Source organism: Rhodobacter calidifons, assembly GCF_011174775.1.
In the GTDB taxonomy this organism is placed as follows: domain Bacteria; phylum Pseudomonadota; class Alphaproteobacteria; order Rhodobacterales; family Rhodobacteraceae; genus Tabrizicola; species Tabrizicola calidifons.
Map to the genome: position 1 here is coordinate 397895 of NZ_JAANHS010000001.1, position 17431 is coordinate 415325.

The 17431-nt window shown below is 67.1% G+C and carries 16 protein-coding genes; 7 read left to right on the plus strand and 9 right to left on the minus strand.

Features of this window, described 5'->3' with window-relative positions; translation table 11 throughout:
* Window positions 1–102 precede the first annotated feature (102 nt).
* Together G8O29_RS01990 and G8O29_RS01995 are read right to left on the minus strand one after the other, a co-directional pair.
* Window positions 103–474, minus strand: a complete 372-nt coding sequence (locus G8O29_RS01990; protein WP_166401649.1) for an HIT domain-containing protein — start codon at window positions 472–474, stop codon at window positions 103–105.
* A 5-nt stretch (window positions 475–479) separates the two neighbouring features.
* A complete protein-coding gene (locus G8O29_RS01995; protein WP_166401545.1) occupies window positions 480–2057 on the minus strand; it encodes a DUF5928 domain-containing protein in 1578 nt (525 codons plus the stop codon).
* A gap of 146 nt (window positions 2058–2203) precedes the next feature.
* Between G8O29_RS01995 and G8O29_RS02000 the strand changes: the two genes are divergently transcribed.
* A complete protein-coding gene (locus tag G8O29_RS02000) occupies window positions 2204–3022 on the plus strand; it encodes a sulfotransferase family protein (protein ID WP_166401546.1) in 819 nt (272 codons plus the stop codon).
* Window positions 3023–3169: 147 nt separating this feature from the next.
* Here the strand turns inward: G8O29_RS02000 and G8O29_RS02005 are convergent, their stop codons facing one another.
* Entirely contained in the window at window positions 3170–4402 is a 1233-nt protein-coding gene (locus G8O29_RS02005; protein ID WP_166401547.1) for a urate hydroxylase PuuD, read from the minus strand.
* Window positions 4403–4496: 94 nt separating this feature from the next.
* Between G8O29_RS02005 and G8O29_RS02010 the strand changes: the two genes are divergently transcribed.
* Complete coding sequence (locus tag G8O29_RS02010; RefSeq protein ID WP_166401548.1) at window positions 4497–5411, plus strand: LysR family transcriptional regulator; 915 nt, start codon at window positions 4497–4499, stop codon at window positions 5409–5411.
* Window positions 5412–5485: 74 nt separating this feature from the next.
* On the opposite strand, the gene G8O29_RS02015 is transcribed toward G8O29_RS02010, so the two are convergent.
* The gene (locus G8O29_RS02015) at window positions 5486–6985 is read right to left on the minus strand and encodes a DUF2125 domain-containing protein (RefSeq protein ID WP_166401549.1); all 1500 of its coding nucleotides are present in this window, start codon (window positions 6983–6985) and stop codon (window positions 5486–5488) included.
* A gap of 106 nt (window positions 6986–7091) precedes the next feature.
* Window positions 7092–7445 carry a hydroxyisourate hydrolase gene (gene uraH, locus G8O29_RS02020; protein ID WP_166401550.1) on the minus strand — a complete coding sequence of 118 codons (354 nt, stop codon included), beginning with the start codon at window positions 7443–7445 and terminating at the stop codon, window positions 7092–7094.
* A gap of 144 nt (window positions 7446–7589) precedes the next feature.
* Between uraH and puuE the strand changes: the two genes are divergently transcribed.
* From puuE to G8O29_RS02040, 4 genes are all read left to right on the plus strand, one after another.
* Complete coding sequence (puuE, locus tag G8O29_RS02025) at window positions 7590–9005, plus strand: allantoinase PuuE (protein ID WP_166401551.1); 1416 nt, start codon at window positions 7590–7592, stop codon at window positions 9003–9005.
* Between the two features lie 47 nt (window positions 9006–9052).
* A complete protein-coding gene (locus tag G8O29_RS02030) occupies window positions 9053–9844 on the plus strand; it encodes a bifunctional allantoicase/(S)-ureidoglycine aminohydrolase (protein ID WP_242678850.1) in 792 nt (263 codons plus the stop codon).
* Between the two features lie 79 nt (window positions 9845–9923).
* Complete coding sequence (locus G8O29_RS02035) at window positions 9924–10400, plus strand: ureidoglycolate lyase (protein WP_207623609.1); 477 nt, start codon at window positions 9924–9926, stop codon at window positions 10398–10400.
* An 80-nt stretch (window positions 10401–10480) separates the two neighbouring features.
* Window positions 10481–11896 carry a uracil-xanthine permease family protein gene (locus tag G8O29_RS02040; protein WP_166401554.1) on the plus strand — a complete coding sequence of 472 codons (1416 nt, stop codon included), beginning with the start codon at window positions 10481–10483 and terminating at the stop codon, window positions 11894–11896.
* A 54-nt stretch (window positions 11897–11950) separates the two neighbouring features.
* On the opposite strand, the gene G8O29_RS02045 is transcribed toward G8O29_RS02040, so the two are convergent.
* Window positions 11951–12814, minus strand: a complete 864-nt coding sequence (locus G8O29_RS02045; protein WP_166401555.1) for an SH3 domain-containing protein — start codon at window positions 12812–12814, stop codon at window positions 11951–11953.
* Between the two features lie 127 nt (window positions 12815–12941).
* Window positions 12942–13295, minus strand: coding sequence for a cupin domain-containing protein (locus tag G8O29_RS02050; protein ID WP_166401556.1), 354 nt, complete (start codon window positions 13293–13295; stop codon window positions 12942–12944).
* Between the two features lie 144 nt (window positions 13296–13439).
* On the opposite strand from G8O29_RS02050, the gene G8O29_RS02055 reads away from it, so the two are divergent.
* Window positions 13440–14012: a GNAT family N-acetyltransferase gene (locus G8O29_RS02055; protein WP_166401557.1), complete on the plus strand. Its 573-nt coding sequence runs from the start codon at window positions 13440–13442 to the stop codon at window positions 14010–14012.
* 178 nt (window positions 14013–14190) lie between these two features.
* Here the strand turns inward: G8O29_RS02055 and G8O29_RS02060 are convergent, their stop codons facing one another.
* Both G8O29_RS02060 and G8O29_RS02065 read right to left on the minus strand, forming a co-directional pair.
* A complete protein-coding gene (locus G8O29_RS02060) occupies window positions 14191–15165 on the minus strand; it encodes a type I glyceraldehyde-3-phosphate dehydrogenase (protein ID WP_166401558.1) in 975 nt (324 codons plus the stop codon).
* A gap of 119 nt (window positions 15166–15284) precedes the next feature.
* Window positions 15285–17312, minus strand: a complete 2028-nt coding sequence (locus G8O29_RS02065; RefSeq protein WP_166401559.1) for an AsmA family protein — start codon at window positions 17310–17312, stop codon at window positions 15285–15287.
* Window positions 17313–17431: the final 119 nt, after the last annotated feature.

Sequence of the window (17431 nt, forward strand, 5' to 3'; positions counted from 1 at the left end):
CCGCACGGGCAGCCCCGCCGAAGGCTGGGCTCGTCGCCCGTCTGATCCGGCAATGGCGCGTCAGCGCGCCGCCCTTGCCCTGACGAGCCGATCCCTGCGGGGTCAGACGCGCTCCAGCATCCGGCCCAGGGGGCGCCCGCCCAGGATATGCAGGTGGAAATGCGGCACTTCCTGATGCCCGTTCATCCCGGCATTGGCGATGGCGCGGAACCCTTCCTCGCCCGACAGGCCCAGAATCGCACAGACCTTGGCGACCGTGCGGTGAAAATCGACGATCTCTTCCTCCGGAGCCTCGGCCGAGAAATGGTCAAGGCTGACATAGGCGCCTTTCGGGATCACCAGCACATGCACCGGGGCCTGCGGATTGATGTCATGAAAGACCAGCGTGTGCGGCGTCTCCATCACCGTCTTGTTCGGAATCTCGCCCCGCAGGATGCGGGCGAAGACGTTGGTCGGGTCATAGGTCCAGCTCATGTCGGTCAATCCACGAATAGATACTCGGTTGCAGCGATTTCCTGCGCCGTCTCGGGCGGGATTTCCAGGAAGGCCGCCAGGACTGCGGCGTTCTCGGCCACACTGGCAGTCTGACGCATCCGGCTGTATCCCGCCAGGTCCAGGTCGCGCAGCCGGTTGCTTTCGAAGCGCACGTCATAGCGGATCGTCGGCAGAAGCAGGTCCATCGCCGCAACCGGCGTCTCGGGCCCGGCCAGACCGACCCGCCGGGCATGGCCGACCAGGTAGTCGTCGCTGAACTGGCACTCGATCTCCATGAGCCGCAGCGTCGCGCGGTCCTCGCGGAAGTCCTGGATCAGCTCGACGCTGCCGGGATCGACGCACAGGAGCAGCCGGTCGGTCTGCCAGTGCTCGAACAGCATCCGCACCAAAGCCCGGCGATGGCGCATCCGCTTGTCCAGCGTGGTCTCGATCCCGCCGAGATCCGGCAGCGGGGTGGCCTGTTCGTTGAACAGATAGTCCACCGCCGGAATCCCGGTCAGGCTGCGCACCCGGTCAGCCAGGCGTTTTGCGACATGCCATTTCTTGCAGGCCACCAGCATCAGCGTGCGGTTGCGGCCGATGCTGGCCTCCACCTCCCAGAACCGCTGGGCAAAGCGCCGCCCCTCGCGCCCGCGCGAGGTCAGATAGGCGAACTGGCGCCGCCCCTCGTCCGAGATCGCGAAATGCCGCCCGGTCTCGGAGTAAAGCGCCCCCAGGCGGTCCTTCAGCGCCCGCGCCTCGGGGCTGATCTTGCGGGCGAACAGGCAGCCCTGCGCCAGAAGCAGATCATGGTGGTCGTCGTAGAAGGTCACCGGCATGCCGTAGTCGGTGAACATCAGGAAGGTCAGCGTGCGCGAGCGGATCTCGCGGTCGGGGACCAGATGCGCGACGAGCGTCTGGAAGAAGGTCTCGTCCGGGATCCAGGTGGTCGAGAAGAAGCGCGGAATGTCGCGCCGGCGCTTCACGAAGGCCAGCACCGCCTCGACCGTGCGGCGGCGCAGGCACCACCACTGGCTGCCGATGCGGATCTTCAGATCTTCGGGCACCTTGCGCGCCAGGCCGAATTTCTTCTGCAATTCAAGTGACGTGTAGAACAGCCACTTGCGCTGACGTTCGTTGAACCAGTGCCGGTAGATCAGCCGTTCCTCCTTGATCCCGGTCTTGATCCAGTCCGATCCGAAGAAGTCGAAGCTTTCGATGTAGTCGGCATCCTCGCGTTCCAGGAAGGCGTGCACATATTCCGCCGTCTTGATCGGCATGCAGTCGCCCGACAGCATGTAGAAATGCGTGGCGCCGGGGAAATCGGCCAGCGCGGCCTGCACGGCGGAAAGCGTGGCCGCGACCAGGCTCCATTCCCCCCAGCCGCAGCGCAGGCGCCGTCGCGCGAAGGTCACCTGCGGATTGTCGGCCAGGGCGGCACGGATGCGGGCATAGTCGGCCTGCGACGCGCGGGCATCGAAATGGATCGCCACGCAATCCCCGGCCGCCGTCAGCCGCAGGGTCTGGGCGATGATCCCTTCCGGGTCCTTGTGGCAGAGAAGGATGAAGGCAATCTGGGTCATCGGTCCTGGGCCAGCCCGACAAGGCGCGGTCCTGACTGGTTAGACCGCCCGGTGGTTCCTTGAAAAGCCCGAATATGTCTGCTTGACTGCCACAATCGCGGTTCATGCTGGAACCTGCGGCATTGGCTGAAGAAGGACGATTGTTAATGGGTTTTCCCGGAACCTGGATGACCGAGAGCGAAAGCGTCGTCTACCGGGTGGTGCCGAAATGTGCCTGCTCGACCATCGGGCAGATCATGTACTATTCCGACCACGGCCGGTTCTTCGACGGCGACATCCACGATGCGACCACCGGCCTGCACAAATGGGCGCAGGAGGCCAGCCAGCCGATCATCGAACGCAGCGTGCGGGCGCGACAGGTCTATGCCTTCACCTGCGTGCGCAATCCCTATACCCGGATCCTGTCCTCGTTCTTCGACAAGATCTGCGGCATCCAGCGCAACGGCAGGCGTTACCGGGGCAATCTGGTGCCGCTTCTGATCCAGAAATACGGGATCGAGGTCGGCGGCGAGGACGGCAAGCAGGACTTCGACCAGATCGCCAGCTTCCGCCGCTTCCTTCTGTTCGCCCGCGACACGATCCGCTGGAAGAAACCGATGGAGCCCGACATCCACTGGTCTTCGGTGTCGGGGCATGTCTCGACCTTCATCGTCAACGGCGGGCGCTACAACCACATCTTCTTCACCGAGGATTTCAATGCCGGGATGCAGGTGGTGCTGGACAACATCCAGACCCGGCACCCGGTCGATCTGGCCACGATCCCCCGTTTCAACGAAAGCGAAGGCCACGGCCCGAAACGCGCGCATCCGGTGGAAGATTACTTCGACGACCTGTCGATGCATCTGATGTGGGAAATCTACAAGCGCGACTTCCAGCTGTTCCGCTATGATTTCGAGAATCCGGCCAACAAGATGCCGAAGGGGCCGGTCGATCTGGACGAGGTTCACGCCAAGCTTGGCGATTGACGCCGTCGGCTGCCTGTCGGACGGGCGGAAAGGCCGGTTGCCGGACAACATCCCTGCGTCAACGATCGACAGGACACCGGCGCCGGTTGCCGAGGCAAATTCCTTCGAAGGAATTTGCAAAACTCTTCGAAGAGTTTTGCCCCAGCGTCACACCGGGTCCTGCGTGCCCGCCTTGCGGAACCACTCCACGATCGCCGCCCGTTCCTCGGGCTCCATGTAGCTGAGGTTCCCCGGCGGCATGGCATGGGTCACCCCCGCTTGCAGATAGATCCGCCGCGCCTCTTGCGCGATCTGGGCGGGCGTCTCCAGCACCACGCCCTTCGGCGGCCAGTGCAGTCCCTCCCAGCCGGGCTCTGCCGCATGGCACATCGAACAGCGGCCCTGCACGATGCCGACCACCTCCTCGAAGCCGGGGGCCGAGGCATAGACCAGAGCCGCGCCTTGCAACCTGGCCTCGCCGTCAACCACCCGCATCGGCGCGGTGGACAGCCAGGCGATGACCAGGAACAGGATCACCGTCAGCCCCCAGGTCCAGTGCGGGTTGCCCTTCCGCGCGTGGCGGGTGTTGAACCAGTGCCGGATCGTCACGCCCATCAGGAAGACGAGGCTCGCGATCACCCAGTTCCACTCGGTGGCAAAGACCAGCGGATAATGGTTCGACAGCATCAGGAAGACCACGGGCAGGGTCAGATAGTTGTTGTGCGTGCTGCGCTGCTTGGCGATCTTGCCATACTTCGGGTCGGGCTTGCGGCCCGCTTTCAGGTCGGCGACCACCACGCGCTGGTTCGGCATGATGACGAAGAACACGTTGCCCGACATGATGCTGGCGGTGAACGCCCCCAGATGCAGCATCGCCGCCCGGCCGCTGAACACCTGCGTGTAGAACCAGGCCATCCCCACCAGCACCACGAACAGCGCCACCATCAGCACCGTCTGGTTCGCGTTCACGAAGACCTTGCAGATCGTGTTGTAGGCCACCCAGCCGAAGGCCAGCGAGGCCAGCGAGATCGCCACCGCCTGCCAGACCGAAAGCTCCATCACCTGCGGGTCGATCAGGTAAAGCTCGGCGCCCAGGTAGTAGACCAGCACCAGCATGGCAAAGCCCGACAGCCAGGTCGCATAGCTTTCCCATTTGAACCACACAAGGTGGTCGGGCATCGCGGCCGGAGCCACGAGATATTTCTGGATATGGTAGAACCCCCCGCCATGGACCTGCCATTCCTCGCCATCCGCGCCCGAGGCCAGATTGCGGTCGCGGTGCAGTCCCAGGTCCAGCGCGATGAAATAGAAGCTGGACCCGATCCATGCGATGGCGGTGATAACATGCAGCCAGCGCGCCGCGATCTCGACCCATTCCCACAAGACGACCCAGTCGTACATCGCGCGCCCTCCACGGTTTCCGGAATGCTATACCGACCGCTACCTTTCTGGTAATCCATGGAATGACCGGATCACTTTCAAAAGAGGACGTAAAATGTCCTATGTGAACAACATCCGCATGTTCGTCCGTGTCTATGAATTGGGCAGCATGTCGGCGGCTGCCCGCGATCAGCGCACCTCGCCCGCGGTCGCCTCGGCCCGGATTTCCGAACTGGAAAAGCACCTCGGCGTGCGCCTGTTCAGCCGCACCACCCGGTCGCTGCAACCCACCGAGAACGGCCGCATCTTCTATGACGGCGCCCGCCGCATCCTCGAGGCGATCGACGAGGCCGAAGCCGCCGTGATGGACGTCACGCAGAACCCGCGCGGCACGATCTTCGTCGCAGCCCCCCTCGGCATCGGCCGCAGGCTCATCGCGCCCCGGGTGCCCGCCTTCAAGGACCTCTATCCCCAGATCGACGTCCGCCTGCGCCTGTCGGACCGCGGGGTCGATGTGGTCGCCGAAGGCATCGACGTGGCCTTCCACCTTGGCCTTCTGGAGGATTCCACGCTCAAGGTCCGCACCATCGCCGATTGCCCGCGCCTGCTCTGCGCCGCCCCGGCCTACATCGCCCGTCGGGGCATGCCCGCAGACGGCGAGGCCCTGGTCCGCGACCGGCACGACTGCCTGAACCTGCGCTTTCCGGGCGCGAAGGAGTTCCAGTGGACCCTGCAAACCCCCGAGGGCCCGCGCCGGTTCGAGATCGCCGGGCCGTTCGAATCCGACGACGGTGACGTGCTGACCGGCTGGGCGCTGGACGGGCGCGGGATCGTGCTGAAACCGCTGTTCGAGGTCGCCGACTTCCTGCGCGAGGGTCGCCTTGTCCCGGTTGCCACCGCCACGCCGCCCATGGCCGTCCAGCTGTCCGCCCTCAGCCAGCACCGCAGGCTGAAGGACCCCAAGGTGCAGCTGTTCACCGACTACATGGCTGGGCAGATCCGCGACGACCTGAGGCGCGCGACTGCATAGGGTGGGGTTCCAACCCACCAACGGAAAAGGGGCGGGACCGAAGCCCCGCCCCCTTCAACCCGAAACCGCAGGCCCTACATCGGCAGCGGCTGACCGTTCACCAGGATCTGCATGCCTTCCTTGGCCTCGATCTTCGAGGTCAGGCTGTCATCACCCGCAGGGATCATGAAAATGCCCATCATCATCCGCGCGCCCATCGCGTCCTGGTCCGACAGCAGGCCCGTCGCGATCAGCCCGTCGATCAGCGCATTCGCGCCGGTGATGTTCACATTCGCCTCGCCCAGCGGCATCGGCATGCCGAAGGAATTGTCGAAGGTGAAGGCCCCGGTCGCCGCCAGCGCCGCGCCCGCCACCTTCACGGCCAGTTCGGTGATGTTCAGGCTTTCCGGCTGGGGCACCGCGGGGGGGCCGCCGGCCTCGTCCGCAGCGATCATCGCCGGGACGTCCATCCTGGCCTTGCCCGAGATGTCGATGGCAATGTCCGCCGCATCCCGCTTCAGCGCCCCGTTCGGGTCGAACAGCGCCCAGGCTTCCTCGTTCAGGCTGAACTGGCTGAGTTTCAGGACCAGCCCGTAGTCGCCCGCCGCCTCGGTTGCGATCACCGGCGCGGTCAGGCCGAACGCCATCGGGCCCGAGACCAGCTTGACCGGCACCGGCATCGCGCCCGGCGCCGATTCGATGTCAAGCCCGGTGGCCGTGGACTTGATCGAGAAGGTGTCCCTGTTGAACAGCGCCGAGGCATCGCCACCGCCGGCCTTCATCGAAAGGTCCATCGGCAGATAAGGGCTTTCCTGCTTCATCGTGCCCACCGATTCGCCCTGCGTCATCGAGAGAGAGACGCTCAGCCCTTCCTTCAGCGCGGTGCCGAAATCGGCGGGCGAGGCGATGGCGGCCAGTTCGATGGTCGAGGGCAAGGCCAGCGCCAGCGACACCCGGATGTCCTGGGTGGCGCTGGTCGAGGTCTGCTTCAGCTCCATCCCCGGGTCGTCCGAGAGGGTGTTGTAGGCCAGTTCGTCCGCCCGCAGGTCCAGCCCGAAGGTCCGGTTGGTGCCGGGCCTGTCGCTGTAGGTGCCCGCAAGGTTCGAGAACCGCACATCGCCCGACGCGGTGACCTTCGGCGGCTCGCTGCCGTCGAAGGAATAGCCCGGATAGGTGCTGTCGTAGACGACATCCAGCTTTGCCGCGGAATAGTCGTAGGCCAGCCCGCCATCGGCCTCGCGCGCGGTCAGGATCAGGCCGTCATGGGTCACCTTGATCGAGCCTTCGGTCTCGCCGGTCATCGTCATCCCGATATCGGCACCCGGCGTGATCGCAACCGATCCGTCGGACTGTTCGGTCAGCACCATGTCAGAGATGGTCAGCCCGCCCATCCCCTCGGGCGCGATCTTGATGCCGTTCAGGGTCAGCACACCGCCCGAAGTGTTCTCGGTCGCGGCCGAAACCGTCAGGCCGACCAGCGCGCCGGCATTCTTCCAGGACTGCCAGACCTGATCGGCGGTCAGCGCGGCATGGGCGGTGCCGCCAAGCAAGAGTGCAAAGGCCGGGGCTGCTGCGAAACTCTTCATCTGAAACATGCGCTTCTCCTCAGGACGAAAAAATGGGACGCAGCCAGATAATGCCGCCCTGAGCCGAACCGCAAGTGACGCTTTCACGACCGTTCCGGGGCGCCACCGCCCGGCCCTACGATCCCCGATAGGTGGAATAGCCGAAGGGCGAGATCAGCAGCGGCACATGATAGTGCTGGCCTGCATCCGGCACGCCAAAGCGGATCGGGATTTCGTCAAGGAAAAGAACGCCTTCGCCCGCCTGCCCCGAGGCGCGCAGATAGTCGCCCGCGCAGAAGACCAGTTCGTAGATCCCCGCTTCAAGCCCGTCGCCTTCCAAGAGCGGCGCATCGGTCCGGCCATCGGCGTTGGTGACGACCTCCTTGACCTTCCGACGGTCCTGCCCGGCGATCCGGTAGAGGATGATCCGCACCCCCGCCGCGGGCCTGCCCCTTGCCGTATCCAGAACATGCGTCGAAACGCGCCCCATCCTCGTCCTCCATCGCTTGCCGAGGCATCAAAGCACGAAACCCGGTCCGCGGCGACCCGGCGTTCTGCGCATATGACCTTTCGTCAAATCCTGAAAATATCTTCCACGGATTTCCCCTAGTCTGGCGCCGGAAGGAGACCGCCCGTGCACCGCTACCCCCGAGATTTCCGTGGCCATGGCCCGAATCCCCCCGATCCCCGCTGGCCGGGCGGGGCAAAGATCGCCGTTTCCATCGTGCTGAACTACGAGGAGGGCGGCGAGAACAACATCCTGCACGGCGACGCGCAGTCCGAGGCCTTCCTCAGTGACATCGCCGGGGCCGCGCCCTGGCCGGGACAGCGGCACTGGAACATGGAATCGCTTTACGACTACGGCGCCCGGGCCGGCTTCTGGCGGCTGCACCGGCTGTTCACCGGGCTGGACCTCCCTGTCACCGTCTACGGCGTGACCTCGGCGCTGGCCCGCAACCCCGAACAGGTCGCCGCGATGAAGGCCGCCGGCTGGGAGATCGCCAGCCACGGGTTGAAATGGGTCGATCACCGCGACATGAGCGAGGCCGAAGAGGCCGCCCAGATCGCCGCAAGCTTCCGCCTGCACGAGGAGGTGGTGGGCGAGGCCCCGCGTGGCTGGTATACCGGCCGGTGCAGCATGAACACGGTGCGGCTGACCGCCGAGACCCGCCGCCTGGCCTGGATCTCGGACTGCTACGACGATGACCTGCCCTACTGGCGCGAATTCGGCGACCATGACCAGCTGGTGATCCCCTACACGCTGGAAGCCAACGACATGCGCTTTGCCACCGCGCCGGGCTATGTCACCGGGGAACAGTTCCACCAATACCTGAAGGACAGCTTCGACACCCTTTACGCCGAAGGCGCGGCGGGGGCGGCAAAGATGTTCTCCATCGGCCTGCACAACCGACTGATCGGCCGCCCCGGCAGGATCGCGGGGCTGAAGCGCTTTCTCGACTATGCATTATCCCACGCGGGCGTCTGGTTTCCGCGCCGGATCGACATTGCCGAGCATTGGCGAAAGACCCATCCGAACAAGCGGTTCGAGCGGCCCTCGCAGATGGCGCGCGCCCGTTTCGTCGAACGCTTCGGTTCCATTTTCGAACATTCGCCCTGGATCGCCGACCGGGCCTTCGACCTGGAGCTCGGCCCCGCCCATGATTCCGCTGCGGGTCTGCACAACGCGCTGGCCCGCATCTTCCGCAGCGCCACGCCCGAGGAACGCCTGGGCGTGCTGAGGGCCCATCCCGACCTTGCCGGCAAGCTGGCCGCCGCCAGACGGCTGACGCCCGAAAGCACTGCCGAACAGGCCTCGGCCGCCCTCGACGCGCTGACCGACGAGGAGAGAAGCCGCTTCCAGCGCCTGAACGAGGCGTATGTCGCCAGGCACGGCTTCCCCTTCATCATCGCGGTCCGGGACCACACCAGGGACAGCATCCTCGAGGCCTTCCAGACCCGCATCGCGAACGACACGCAGACCGAATTCGCCACCGCCTGCAAACAGGTGGAACGCATCGCCGAGCTTCGTCTCAAGGACCAGCTGCCGTGAGCCAGTATTACACCCCGCCCGGCGGCCTGCCGCCGCAGACCGCGCTGATGACCCAGCGCGCGGTCTTCACCACGGCCTATGCCTTCATTCCGAAGGGCTGCTTTTCCGACATCGTCACCAGCCAGCTGCCCGGCTGGACGAAAACCCGCCTCTGGCTCATCGCGCGCCCCATGTCGGGGTTCGCCGAGACCTTCAGCCAATATGTGATGGAGGTCGCCCCGGGCGGCGGCTCCGACGCGCCGGATCCGGAGACGGGCGCCCAGCACTGGCTGTTTTTCACCGACGGGCTGGCGACGCTGACCATCGCGGGCATGGGCTATGAGATGGAGGCGGGCTCCTACGCCTATATCCCGCCCGGCACCCCCTGGACCCTGCTGGCCGAAGGCGGCACACCCGCCCGTTTCCACTGGCTGAGAAAGCTTTACGAACCCGCCCCCGGCCTGCCCGCACCCGACCCGATCGTCATCAACGAACGCGACGTGCCGATCCGCTTCATGCCCGACACCCAGGACCGCTGGGGCACCACCCGGTTCGTCGATCCCGAGGACCTGCGCCATGACGCCCATGTCAACATCGTCACCTTCCAGCCCGGCGGCCTGATCCCGTTCGAGGAGACGCATGTGATGGAGCACGGGCTCTATGTGCTGGAAGGCAAGGCCGTCTACAAGCTGAACCGGGACTGGGTCGAAGTGGAAGCGGGCGATTTCATGTGGCTGCGCGCCTATTGCCCGCAGGCCTGCTATGCCGCCGGGCCGGGACGGTTCCGATATCTTCTCTACAAGGACGTCAACCGCCACGCCAGACTGCGCGGCCCCGGCGCTTTCGGCCCGCCCCGATGACCGCGTTTCGATGCCTTCGGCACGCATCGCCGGGCCCGGCTCCGGCGACGAGAAGGCGAAGCCGCACAAGGAGCCGCGCATGAGACCCCTGCGCCCGGCCCCGCTGACGGCCGAAGCCTTCGCCCCCTTCGGCGATGTCCTTGATGCGACCGGCGACTTCCGCCTCATCAACGCGGGCCTCTGCCGCCGCCACCATGACCGCGCCCACCTCGATTTCGGCCCCGACGGCCGCGCCGGCATCTCGGTCTTCAACGCCGAGCCCCGCGCCCTGCCCTACAGCTTCGATCTGATCGAACGCCACCCGGACGGCTCGCAGGCCTTCATCCCGATGACCGCACACCCGTTCCTCGTCATCGTCGCGCCCGATCCTGAGGCAGTTCCGCGCGCTTTCGTCACAAACGGCGGACAGGGCATCAACCTGCACCGCGGCACCTGGCACGGCGTGCTGACACCGCTGCATGCGCCCGGCATCTTTGCCGTGGTCGACCGGATCGGGCCAGGCCCGAACCTGGAGGAATACCGTTACAGCCAACCCTGGACGGTTCTGGCCCCCTGAGGGCCGCCTAACCGGATCGCACCCCCGGGGCAGTGCGAAGACGGCGCGAACATAAACGCCCCGAGGGAAAGGACAGACACATGACCGCATCCGCGATCGGGACGCCAGAGCAACTGCGCGACCCGGACTACCTGCCCCCGCTCGGCCAGTCCGTACCGCTGGGCATCCAGCATGTGCTGGCGATGTTCGTCTCGAACGTCACGCCCGCGATCATCGTCTGCGGCGCGGCCGGGATCGGCTTCGGCTCGGACCAGGGGGCGCTCGGCTTTCCGGACATGACCTACATGATCCAGATGTCGATGCTGTTCGCCGGGATCGCCACGCTTTTGCAGACCATCGGCATCGGCCCGGTCGGCGCGCGCCTGCCCATCGTGCAGGGCACCTCCTTCGCCTTCATCCCTGTCATGATCCCCGCCGTGGCGGGCCTTGGCACCGCAGGCCTTGCGGGCCTGATGACCGGCGTCGTCCTGGGCGGGCTGTTCCACTTCTGCCTCGGCTTCATCGTCGGGCGCATCCGCCATGCCCTGCCGCCCCTGGTCACCGGGCTGATCGTGCTGATGATCGGCCTTGCCCTGGTGAAGGTCGGCATCCAGTATGCCGCCGGTGGCGTCCCCGCGATGGAGGCCGGGATGCGCGCCATCGCCGAGGCCAGGGCCGCGGGCACCCCCGTCGACTGGTCCACCATCACCTTCGGCAGCTTCAACCAGTGGCTGCCTGCGCTGGTGGTGATCCTGGTGACGCTGGCGATCAAGTTCTTCACCCGCGGCTTCCTGGCCATTGCCGCCGTCCTGATCGGCATCCTGGCAGGCTATGTCGTGGCGCTGGCCATGGGTCAGGTCAGCTTTACCGCCGTCGAGCGCGCCGGCTCCTTCGCCCTGCCCAACCCCTTCCGCTGGGGCGTCGAGTTCAACCTGGCGATCGTGCTTGGCATGTGCTTCATGGCCGTGGTCTCGGCCATCGAGACGGTGGGCGATGTCTCGGGCATCACCAAGGGCGGCGCGGGGCGCGAGGCGACGGACAGGGAAATTCAGGGCGCAACCTTCGCCGACGGGGCGGGCACCGCGATCGCGGGTGTCTTCGGCGCCCTGCCAAACACCTCGTTCAGCCAGAACGTGGGCCTGATCGCGATGACCGGCGTGATGAGCCGCCATGTCGTCACCATCGGCGCGGTCTTCCTGATCCTCTGCGGGCTCATCCCGAAGATCGGCGCCGCAATCAACACCGTCCCGATCAACGTCCTTGGCGGCGGCGTGGTGGTGATGTTCGGCATGGTCTGCGCCGCGGGCGTCAACATGCTGTCCGAGGTGCGCTGGAACCGCCGCAACATGGTGATCTTCGCCACCGCGCTGTCGGTCAGCCTGGGCCTGCAACTGGTGCCCGAGGCGCTGCAACACATGGGCCGCACGGCGCAGATCCTCTTGACCTCGGGCCTGCTGCCCGCGGCGGCCATCGCCATCGTGCTGAACCTCGCCCTGCCGGAAGACCTGGGCGACTGATCGCGACATCCGGGCGCGCGCAAGACGCCGCGCGCCCGGACAGCTTGCAGAAAGCTACTTCTCGCGCAGATAGCGGCCGTTTACCCAACCCGTCACCTCGACCCCGCCGGTGCTGCGGATCTTGCACCAACGGGTCTGGCCCGACTGCTCGCAGCCAAGGTTGCGCACGCGCGCGCCTTCCGAAAGCCGTGCGATCACGTCACCCTGCGTCGAGGGCCGGGTGCGGACGTTCAGCGTATCGCCCGCGGGAAGGCCGCGAACCACATAGAAATCCGGGCCGCTGCCGCCGCCGCCACCGCCGCCCGGTGCCGCCGATTCGCGCAAATAGCTGCCCCGGACCCAGCCGGTGACATCCATCCCGACGGTCGAGCGGATCCTGCACCAGCGCGCGCCGCCGCTCATCCGGCAGCCCAGGTTGCGCACGATCTCGCCGTTGCGCAGCGTCGCAAGCACGTCCGAGCTCGACCGCGGCTCCAGCCGCACGCCCAGCCTTTCGTTGCCGGCAAGGCCGGTCACCCTCCAGAAATCCGGCCCGCCGGCCAGGTCGTCGTCCGTCGGGGGCCGGACGCCTTCGACCAGGAAGCGGCCCGAAACATAGCCCGAGATCTTGCCGTCCATGGTCTCGACCTCGCACCAGCGCGCGCTGCCGCCGCCGATGCACAGGCCCTTCTTCACCCGGGTGCCATAGCCCAGCGAGCCCACCACCGGAAACACCGTGGACGGACCCGCGCGCAGGTTGACCTTGGCGTTGGTCGCGATGTTGCCGATCGTGACCACGCCGGGACCTGTCACCGGCTCGGCGCGGGTAGAGGCCTGGGCGTGAACGGCAGACGGGGCTAACAGGGCCTGGGCGGCGATCACGACGCCCGCAAGCAGGGCGTGACGCAGCACGGCAAGCGTTCCTTTGGCTGATGGCATGGCAGACACTCCCTGGACGTGGCATCAATCGGATGGTGGCAGCCTAGCAGGTCTGCGCCGTCTGTCATGGCTGATGTTCGGACTTGCCTTCGCACCGGCCAATCCTTACCGTCGCGACGCGACCGGCCTATTTCAGCTTGAGGCAGAAATGCTTCCTGACCGGGGCCTCGATGGTCCAGGTGCCCTTGAACGTCGGTTCCACCACGAAGGCATCGCCCGGATTCAGCGTGACCGGCTGGCCGCCGTCGGGGGTGATGGTGATGCGCCCCTCGATCAGATGGACGAATTCGTAGAATCGGTAGGTCGCATGCCAGCTGCCGACCGTCGCCTCCCAGGTGCCGCTGATGACGCTGCCGTCCGCGCTGGTGTGCTGGACCCAGGTCTTCATCGCAGGCGCGCCTTCGGTCTTCACCCAGCCGTCCAGGTCGGTGGTCATCGGCTCGGGGCCGGGGGCGGGCAGGCGGAAAACGGTGTCGGTCATGCGGCGGCTCCCTCTGGCCTGGCCCTTGGTAGGACCGGGACGATGGCCGCGCAAGGCCGGGAAGCGCCATGATCCGTCGGTTTCCGCCTTGCAGGCCAGCGCCCGGTCTGCTTCATCCGGGGCAGCAGGACAGGAGGTCCCCCCATGCTGATCCGCCCGGCCCAGGCCAGCGATGCCGACCATCTGGTCCGGTTCATCAACATGGCCGCCGACGACCTGCCGCTGCACTTCTGGAAGAAATCCGTCGGCCCCGATGGTGATCCGCTCGCCCTGGGTCGCGAACGGGCGGCGCGCGAGACGGGCAGTTTCTCTTATCGCAACGCCTGGCTGGCCGAGGTGGAGGGCGCGGCGGCCGCCTGCCTGCTGGGCTATCCCGCCGCGATGGAGCCCGAACCCATCGCGCCGGACACGCCGCCCTTGTTCGTGCCGCTGATCGAACTGGAGAATCTCGCCCCCGGGTCATGGTATCTGAACGTGCTGGCGACCTATCCTGCCCATCGCGGGCGCGGTCTCGGCTCGGCGCTTCTGGCGGATGCCGAGGAGGTCGCACGGCAGGCCGGGCGCCGCAGCATCAGCCTGATCGCCGCGGACACGCATCAGGACGCCCTTCGCCTGTACCGGGCCAGGGGATTTGCCGAAGTCGCCCGCCGGGCGGTGGTCAAGGAGGACTGGGCGGTCGATGCCTCGGAATGGATTCTGTTCACCAGATCCCTCTGACCTCTGACCCGCCTCCTCGTTCGCTTTCGGCTTCCCGTCGGGCCACCGCCACCGAGGAGGGGCGAAGCCCACGACGAGCGCCCCGCCAGGACCTGCGGGCAATCCTTGCCAGATTCTGAACGCCCGCGCGCAACCCATTGAAATCGCTCAGGCCCGAACGCGGACCGCGCGCGGTCGCTCAGGCCATCCGCAGGGCCATGTCCAGCATCCGGTTCGAAAACCCCCATTCGTTGTCGTACCAGCCGAAGACCCGCAGCATCCCGCCCGCGGTCACCTTCGTCTCCGGGCAGGCCACCACCACGGACTCGGACCGCGCCCTGAGGTCGGTCGAGACCAGCGGCCGGTCCGTTGCCCCGATCACGCCCCCCGCCGCCCGGAAGGCGGCGTTGACCTCCGCAACCGTCGGGCGGGCCTCGGTCAGCAGGTGGAAGTCCACGCAGGAGACGCTGGCGACCGGCACCCGCACCGCCTGCGCCATGATCCGCCCGGCAAGCCCGGGCAGCACCCGGTCCAGCAGCCGGGCGGCCGAGGTCGTCGTCGGCACCATCGACAGTGCCGCCGCCCGGCTGCGCGGATAGTCGGCGGCCGGCGCATCCACCGTGGGCTGGCTGCCGGTGTAGCAATGGACCGTGGTCATCGAGCCCGTCACCACCCCCCATCTGTCATGGATCAGCCGCGCCAGCGGCGCCAGCGCATTGGTCGTGCAGGAGGCATTCGAGACAATCCGCTGGTCCCCCAGCACCGCCTCGTTCGCCCCCAGCACCACCGTCACATCCGCCGCCGCCGAAGGGCCGGAGATCAGCACCCGTGCCGCCCCTGCGCGCAGGCCGCGTTCGGCCACGTCGCGCGCCTCGGCCCGGCCGGTGCATTCCATCACCAGATCCACCCCCGACAGGTCCAGCGTCGAGAGGTCCGGCGCCCGGTGAAGCGGGATGGACCGCCCGTCCACCACCAGCGCCCCCTCCTCCAGCGCGACCGTGCCGCGCCAGGGGCCGAAGACCGAGTCGTATTCGAACAGGTAGGCACACATCTCGGGCGCGGCGATGTCGTTGATCCCGACGATCTCCACCCCCGGCCAGCGCGCCGGTGTCTGAAGGAAGGCGCGCAGCACCGACCGCCCGATCCGCCCGAACCCGTTGATGAAGACCCGCATCCGCCCTGCTCCGCGCCTGGTTCCACGCAGTCTCAGCACGGGTCGGGCGCGGCTGCAACAGGGTTTTGATCAAAACTTGTGCCCGGCACAATCGCATCGGGCCGGAGTGACAGGGGGCGTCAATTGCCGCCGAGGATTTCCTCCAGCGCGCGGCGCGCCTCATCCTCCAGCGCCTTCGTCGCCCTGCGTTTTGCCGCCGCGCCAAGGGAGTCATCCGGGGCGACCTCGACCCCCAGCTCTTCCTTCAGGCGCCGCTCCAGTTCGGCCTTGGCCGCGGCTTCGGCGGCTTTCGCTTCGGCCTTCAACCGTTCGGCAGCCGCCTTGGCCTCGGCCTCCATCTTCTCGCGCGCGATGGATTCCAGATCCAGCCGGAAGCGCGGCTTGGCCCAGGGGCCGGTGATGAGCAGCGGCACCATGACCCCACCCGTCCCGTCCGCGGCCGCCAGGGCCGTCGGGCGCAGGCGGTAGTCGAGCGTGCGCTCGCCAAGACCGATGCGGCCCGCGCCGGCGGCCGTCAGATAGGGCGCGACCAGCTTCAGGTCGCTGTTGGTCAGCACGCCGCCCTCCATGGCGAAGGTCCCCGCCAGCCCGTCGAAGATGGTCTTCTGCCCCTCTCCGACATAGCCCGCATCCAGCGTCCGCAACATTCCGGCGATGTCCAGCCCGCGCAGCTCGCCCTTGCCCAGCGTGATTGCGCCCTTGCCCTTCAGGCTTTTCATGATCGCGGCAATCGAGTTGCCGACGCCCAGAAACTCCAGCTCAAGATCGCCGGTCGAGACCAGCCGGTCCCATCCGACAAGGTCGGCAAACAGGGGCTGGGTCTGCAGTCCCGCAAGATTCAGACGGCCGCCGACCGACAGGCCGCCGCGACCGTTGACCACGAAATCGCCGGTGATCCGGCCGCCATAGGCCTGTGCCTCACGGAAGTCGAACACCGCACGGGACCGTTCCACCGTGATCAGGGCGCGCGTCGGCCCGAGCTTCAGCACACCCAGATCGACCGAAGGCGCGGTCAGGGCGACCTCGGCATCCATCACGCCCAGCGCGCTGACGTCGATCACGTCCTCGGGCCAGCCCTCTGCCTGCATGCCGCCGCCAGCGCCCCCACCAGCGCCCCCGCCAGTGCCCCCGGCGGACCCGGTGTTCAGGCTGATCGGCCCGGCGGTCAGCTGCGCCTTCAGTTTCGGGCGCGCCTCGCCGGGGGTCAGGTCAAGATCGCCCTTCAGCTCATTCGCATCCGCGGCCAGGGTCGCCTGCCGCAGGAAGGCCCTGCCGCTGCCGTCGAGGGTCAGCTGGCCGCTGGCCTGAAGCCGGTCATGGCCAAGGCCGGGGCTCGGCCGCGACAGGCTGGCGCCGAAAAGCCGACCCAAGGCGGGCAGGTCCGGCAGGTCCGCCACCAGCGCCCCTTCCGCGGCCAGCGGGGCATAGCCGCCGCGCCCCTCGAACCCAAGCTTGCTGCCGCCGGCCGTCAGGCTGACCTTGATCGGAACCACCCGGCCCATGGCAAAGGCCGAGAACACGTCCCCCGACAGGTCAAGCGCCACCTTCTGCCCGCCGGACAGCGCCGTGGCGGCAAGCCTGAACGGGCCGGAGAAATCGGGAATGGACAGGCGGGCGTCCACCTCGTCCAGCGCGATCCTGCGCCCGGACTGCCGGTCGTCAAAGCGGATGGTGCCCCCCCTGATCGCGCCCTCGTCCAGGGTGAAGCCGGTCGCGGGGGGCGGCACGGCCCCGACGCCGGTGCCGTCGCTGGGAAGGCCGGCGGCAAAGTCCCAGTTCGCCTTGCCGTCGCGGCTGCGTTCCAGGTTGATTTCCGGCCGGTCGGCGGCCAGGCCGAGGATCTTCACCTCGCCGCCCAAGAGCGCCCCGAGGTTCACATCCACCGACAGGTTCTCGGCGCGGAACAGGGGCTGGTCGCTTTCGGCCCATTCGGCATTGGCGATGCTGACCGGCCCGGTGGTCACACCAAGGCTGGGCCAGAGACGCGGCCTGATCTCGCCCGCAACCTCCAGCTTGCGGCCGGTCATCGCCTCGAACTGGGTCGAGACGACCTGGGCGATGCGGTCTGAGGGCACGATGGCCAGCAATCCGAAGGCCAGAAGGACAAGGATCGCCAGCGCAACCCCGACCCGGACGATCCAGCGCATGCTCATCTCCTCGGATTTTCTTGTTTTCCGAAAGTTTAGGCCCATGCGCGCCCGCTTGCCAAGTCGGGGGTGCCATACTGGCATCAAATGGCCGAGAGGCCGGGCTTTCCCGGCGCCGC

Excerpts from the sequence above, each read along its gene's own strand:
- G8O29_RS01990 (WP_166401649.1), bottom strand. The coding sequence starts at position 474 with ATGAGCTGGACCTATGACCCGACCAACGTCTTCGCCCGCATCCTGCGG.
- G8O29_RS01995 (WP_166401545.1), bottom strand. The coding sequence starts at position 2,057 with ATGACCCAGATTGCCTTCATCCTTCTCTGCCACAAGGACCCGGAAGGG.
- G8O29_RS02000 (WP_166401546.1), top strand. The coding sequence starts at position 2,204 with ATGGGTTTTCCCGGAACCTGGATGACCGAGAGCGAAAGCGTCGTCTAC.
- G8O29_RS02005 (WP_166401547.1), bottom strand. The coding sequence starts at position 4,402 with ATGTACGACTGGGTCGTCTTGTGGGAATGGGTCGAGATCGCGGCGCGC.
- G8O29_RS02010 (WP_166401548.1), top strand. The coding sequence starts at position 4,497 with ATGTCCTATGTGAACAACATCCGCATGTTCGTCCGTGTCTATGAATTG.
- G8O29_RS02015 (WP_166401549.1), bottom strand. The coding sequence starts at position 6,985 with ATGTTTCAGATGAAGAGTTTCGCAGCAGCCCCGGCCTTTGCACTCTTG.
- uraH (WP_166401550.1), bottom strand. The coding sequence starts at position 7,445 with ATGGGGCGCGTTTCGACGCATGTTCTGGATACGGCAAGGGGCAGGCCC.
- G8O29_RS02030 (WP_242678850.1), top strand. The coding sequence starts at position 9,053 with ATGACCCAGCGCGCGGTCTTCACCACGGCCTATGCCTTCATTCCGAAG.
- G8O29_RS02035 (WP_207623609.1), top strand. The coding sequence starts at position 9,924 with ATGAGACCCCTGCGCCCGGCCCCGCTGACGGCCGAAGCCTTCGCCCCC.
- G8O29_RS02040 (WP_166401554.1), top strand. The coding sequence starts at position 10,481 with ATGACCGCATCCGCGATCGGGACGCCAGAGCAACTGCGCGACCCGGAC.
- G8O29_RS02045 (WP_166401555.1), bottom strand. The coding sequence starts at position 12,814 with ATGCCATCAGCCAAAGGAACGCTTGCCGTGCTGCGTCACGCCCTGCTT.
- G8O29_RS02050 (WP_166401556.1), bottom strand. The coding sequence starts at position 13,295 with ATGACCGACACCGTTTTCCGCCTGCCCGCCCCCGGCCCCGAGCCGATG.
- G8O29_RS02055 (WP_166401557.1), top strand. The coding sequence starts at position 13,440 with ATGCTGATCCGCCCGGCCCAGGCCAGCGATGCCGACCATCTGGTCCGG.
- G8O29_RS02060 (WP_166401558.1), bottom strand. The coding sequence starts at position 15,165 with ATGCGGGTCTTCATCAACGGGTTCGGGCGGATCGGGCGGTCGGTGCTG.
- G8O29_RS02065 (WP_166401559.1), bottom strand. The coding sequence starts at position 17,312 with ATGCGCTGGATCGTCCGGGTCGGGGTTGCGCTGGCGATCCTTGTCCTT.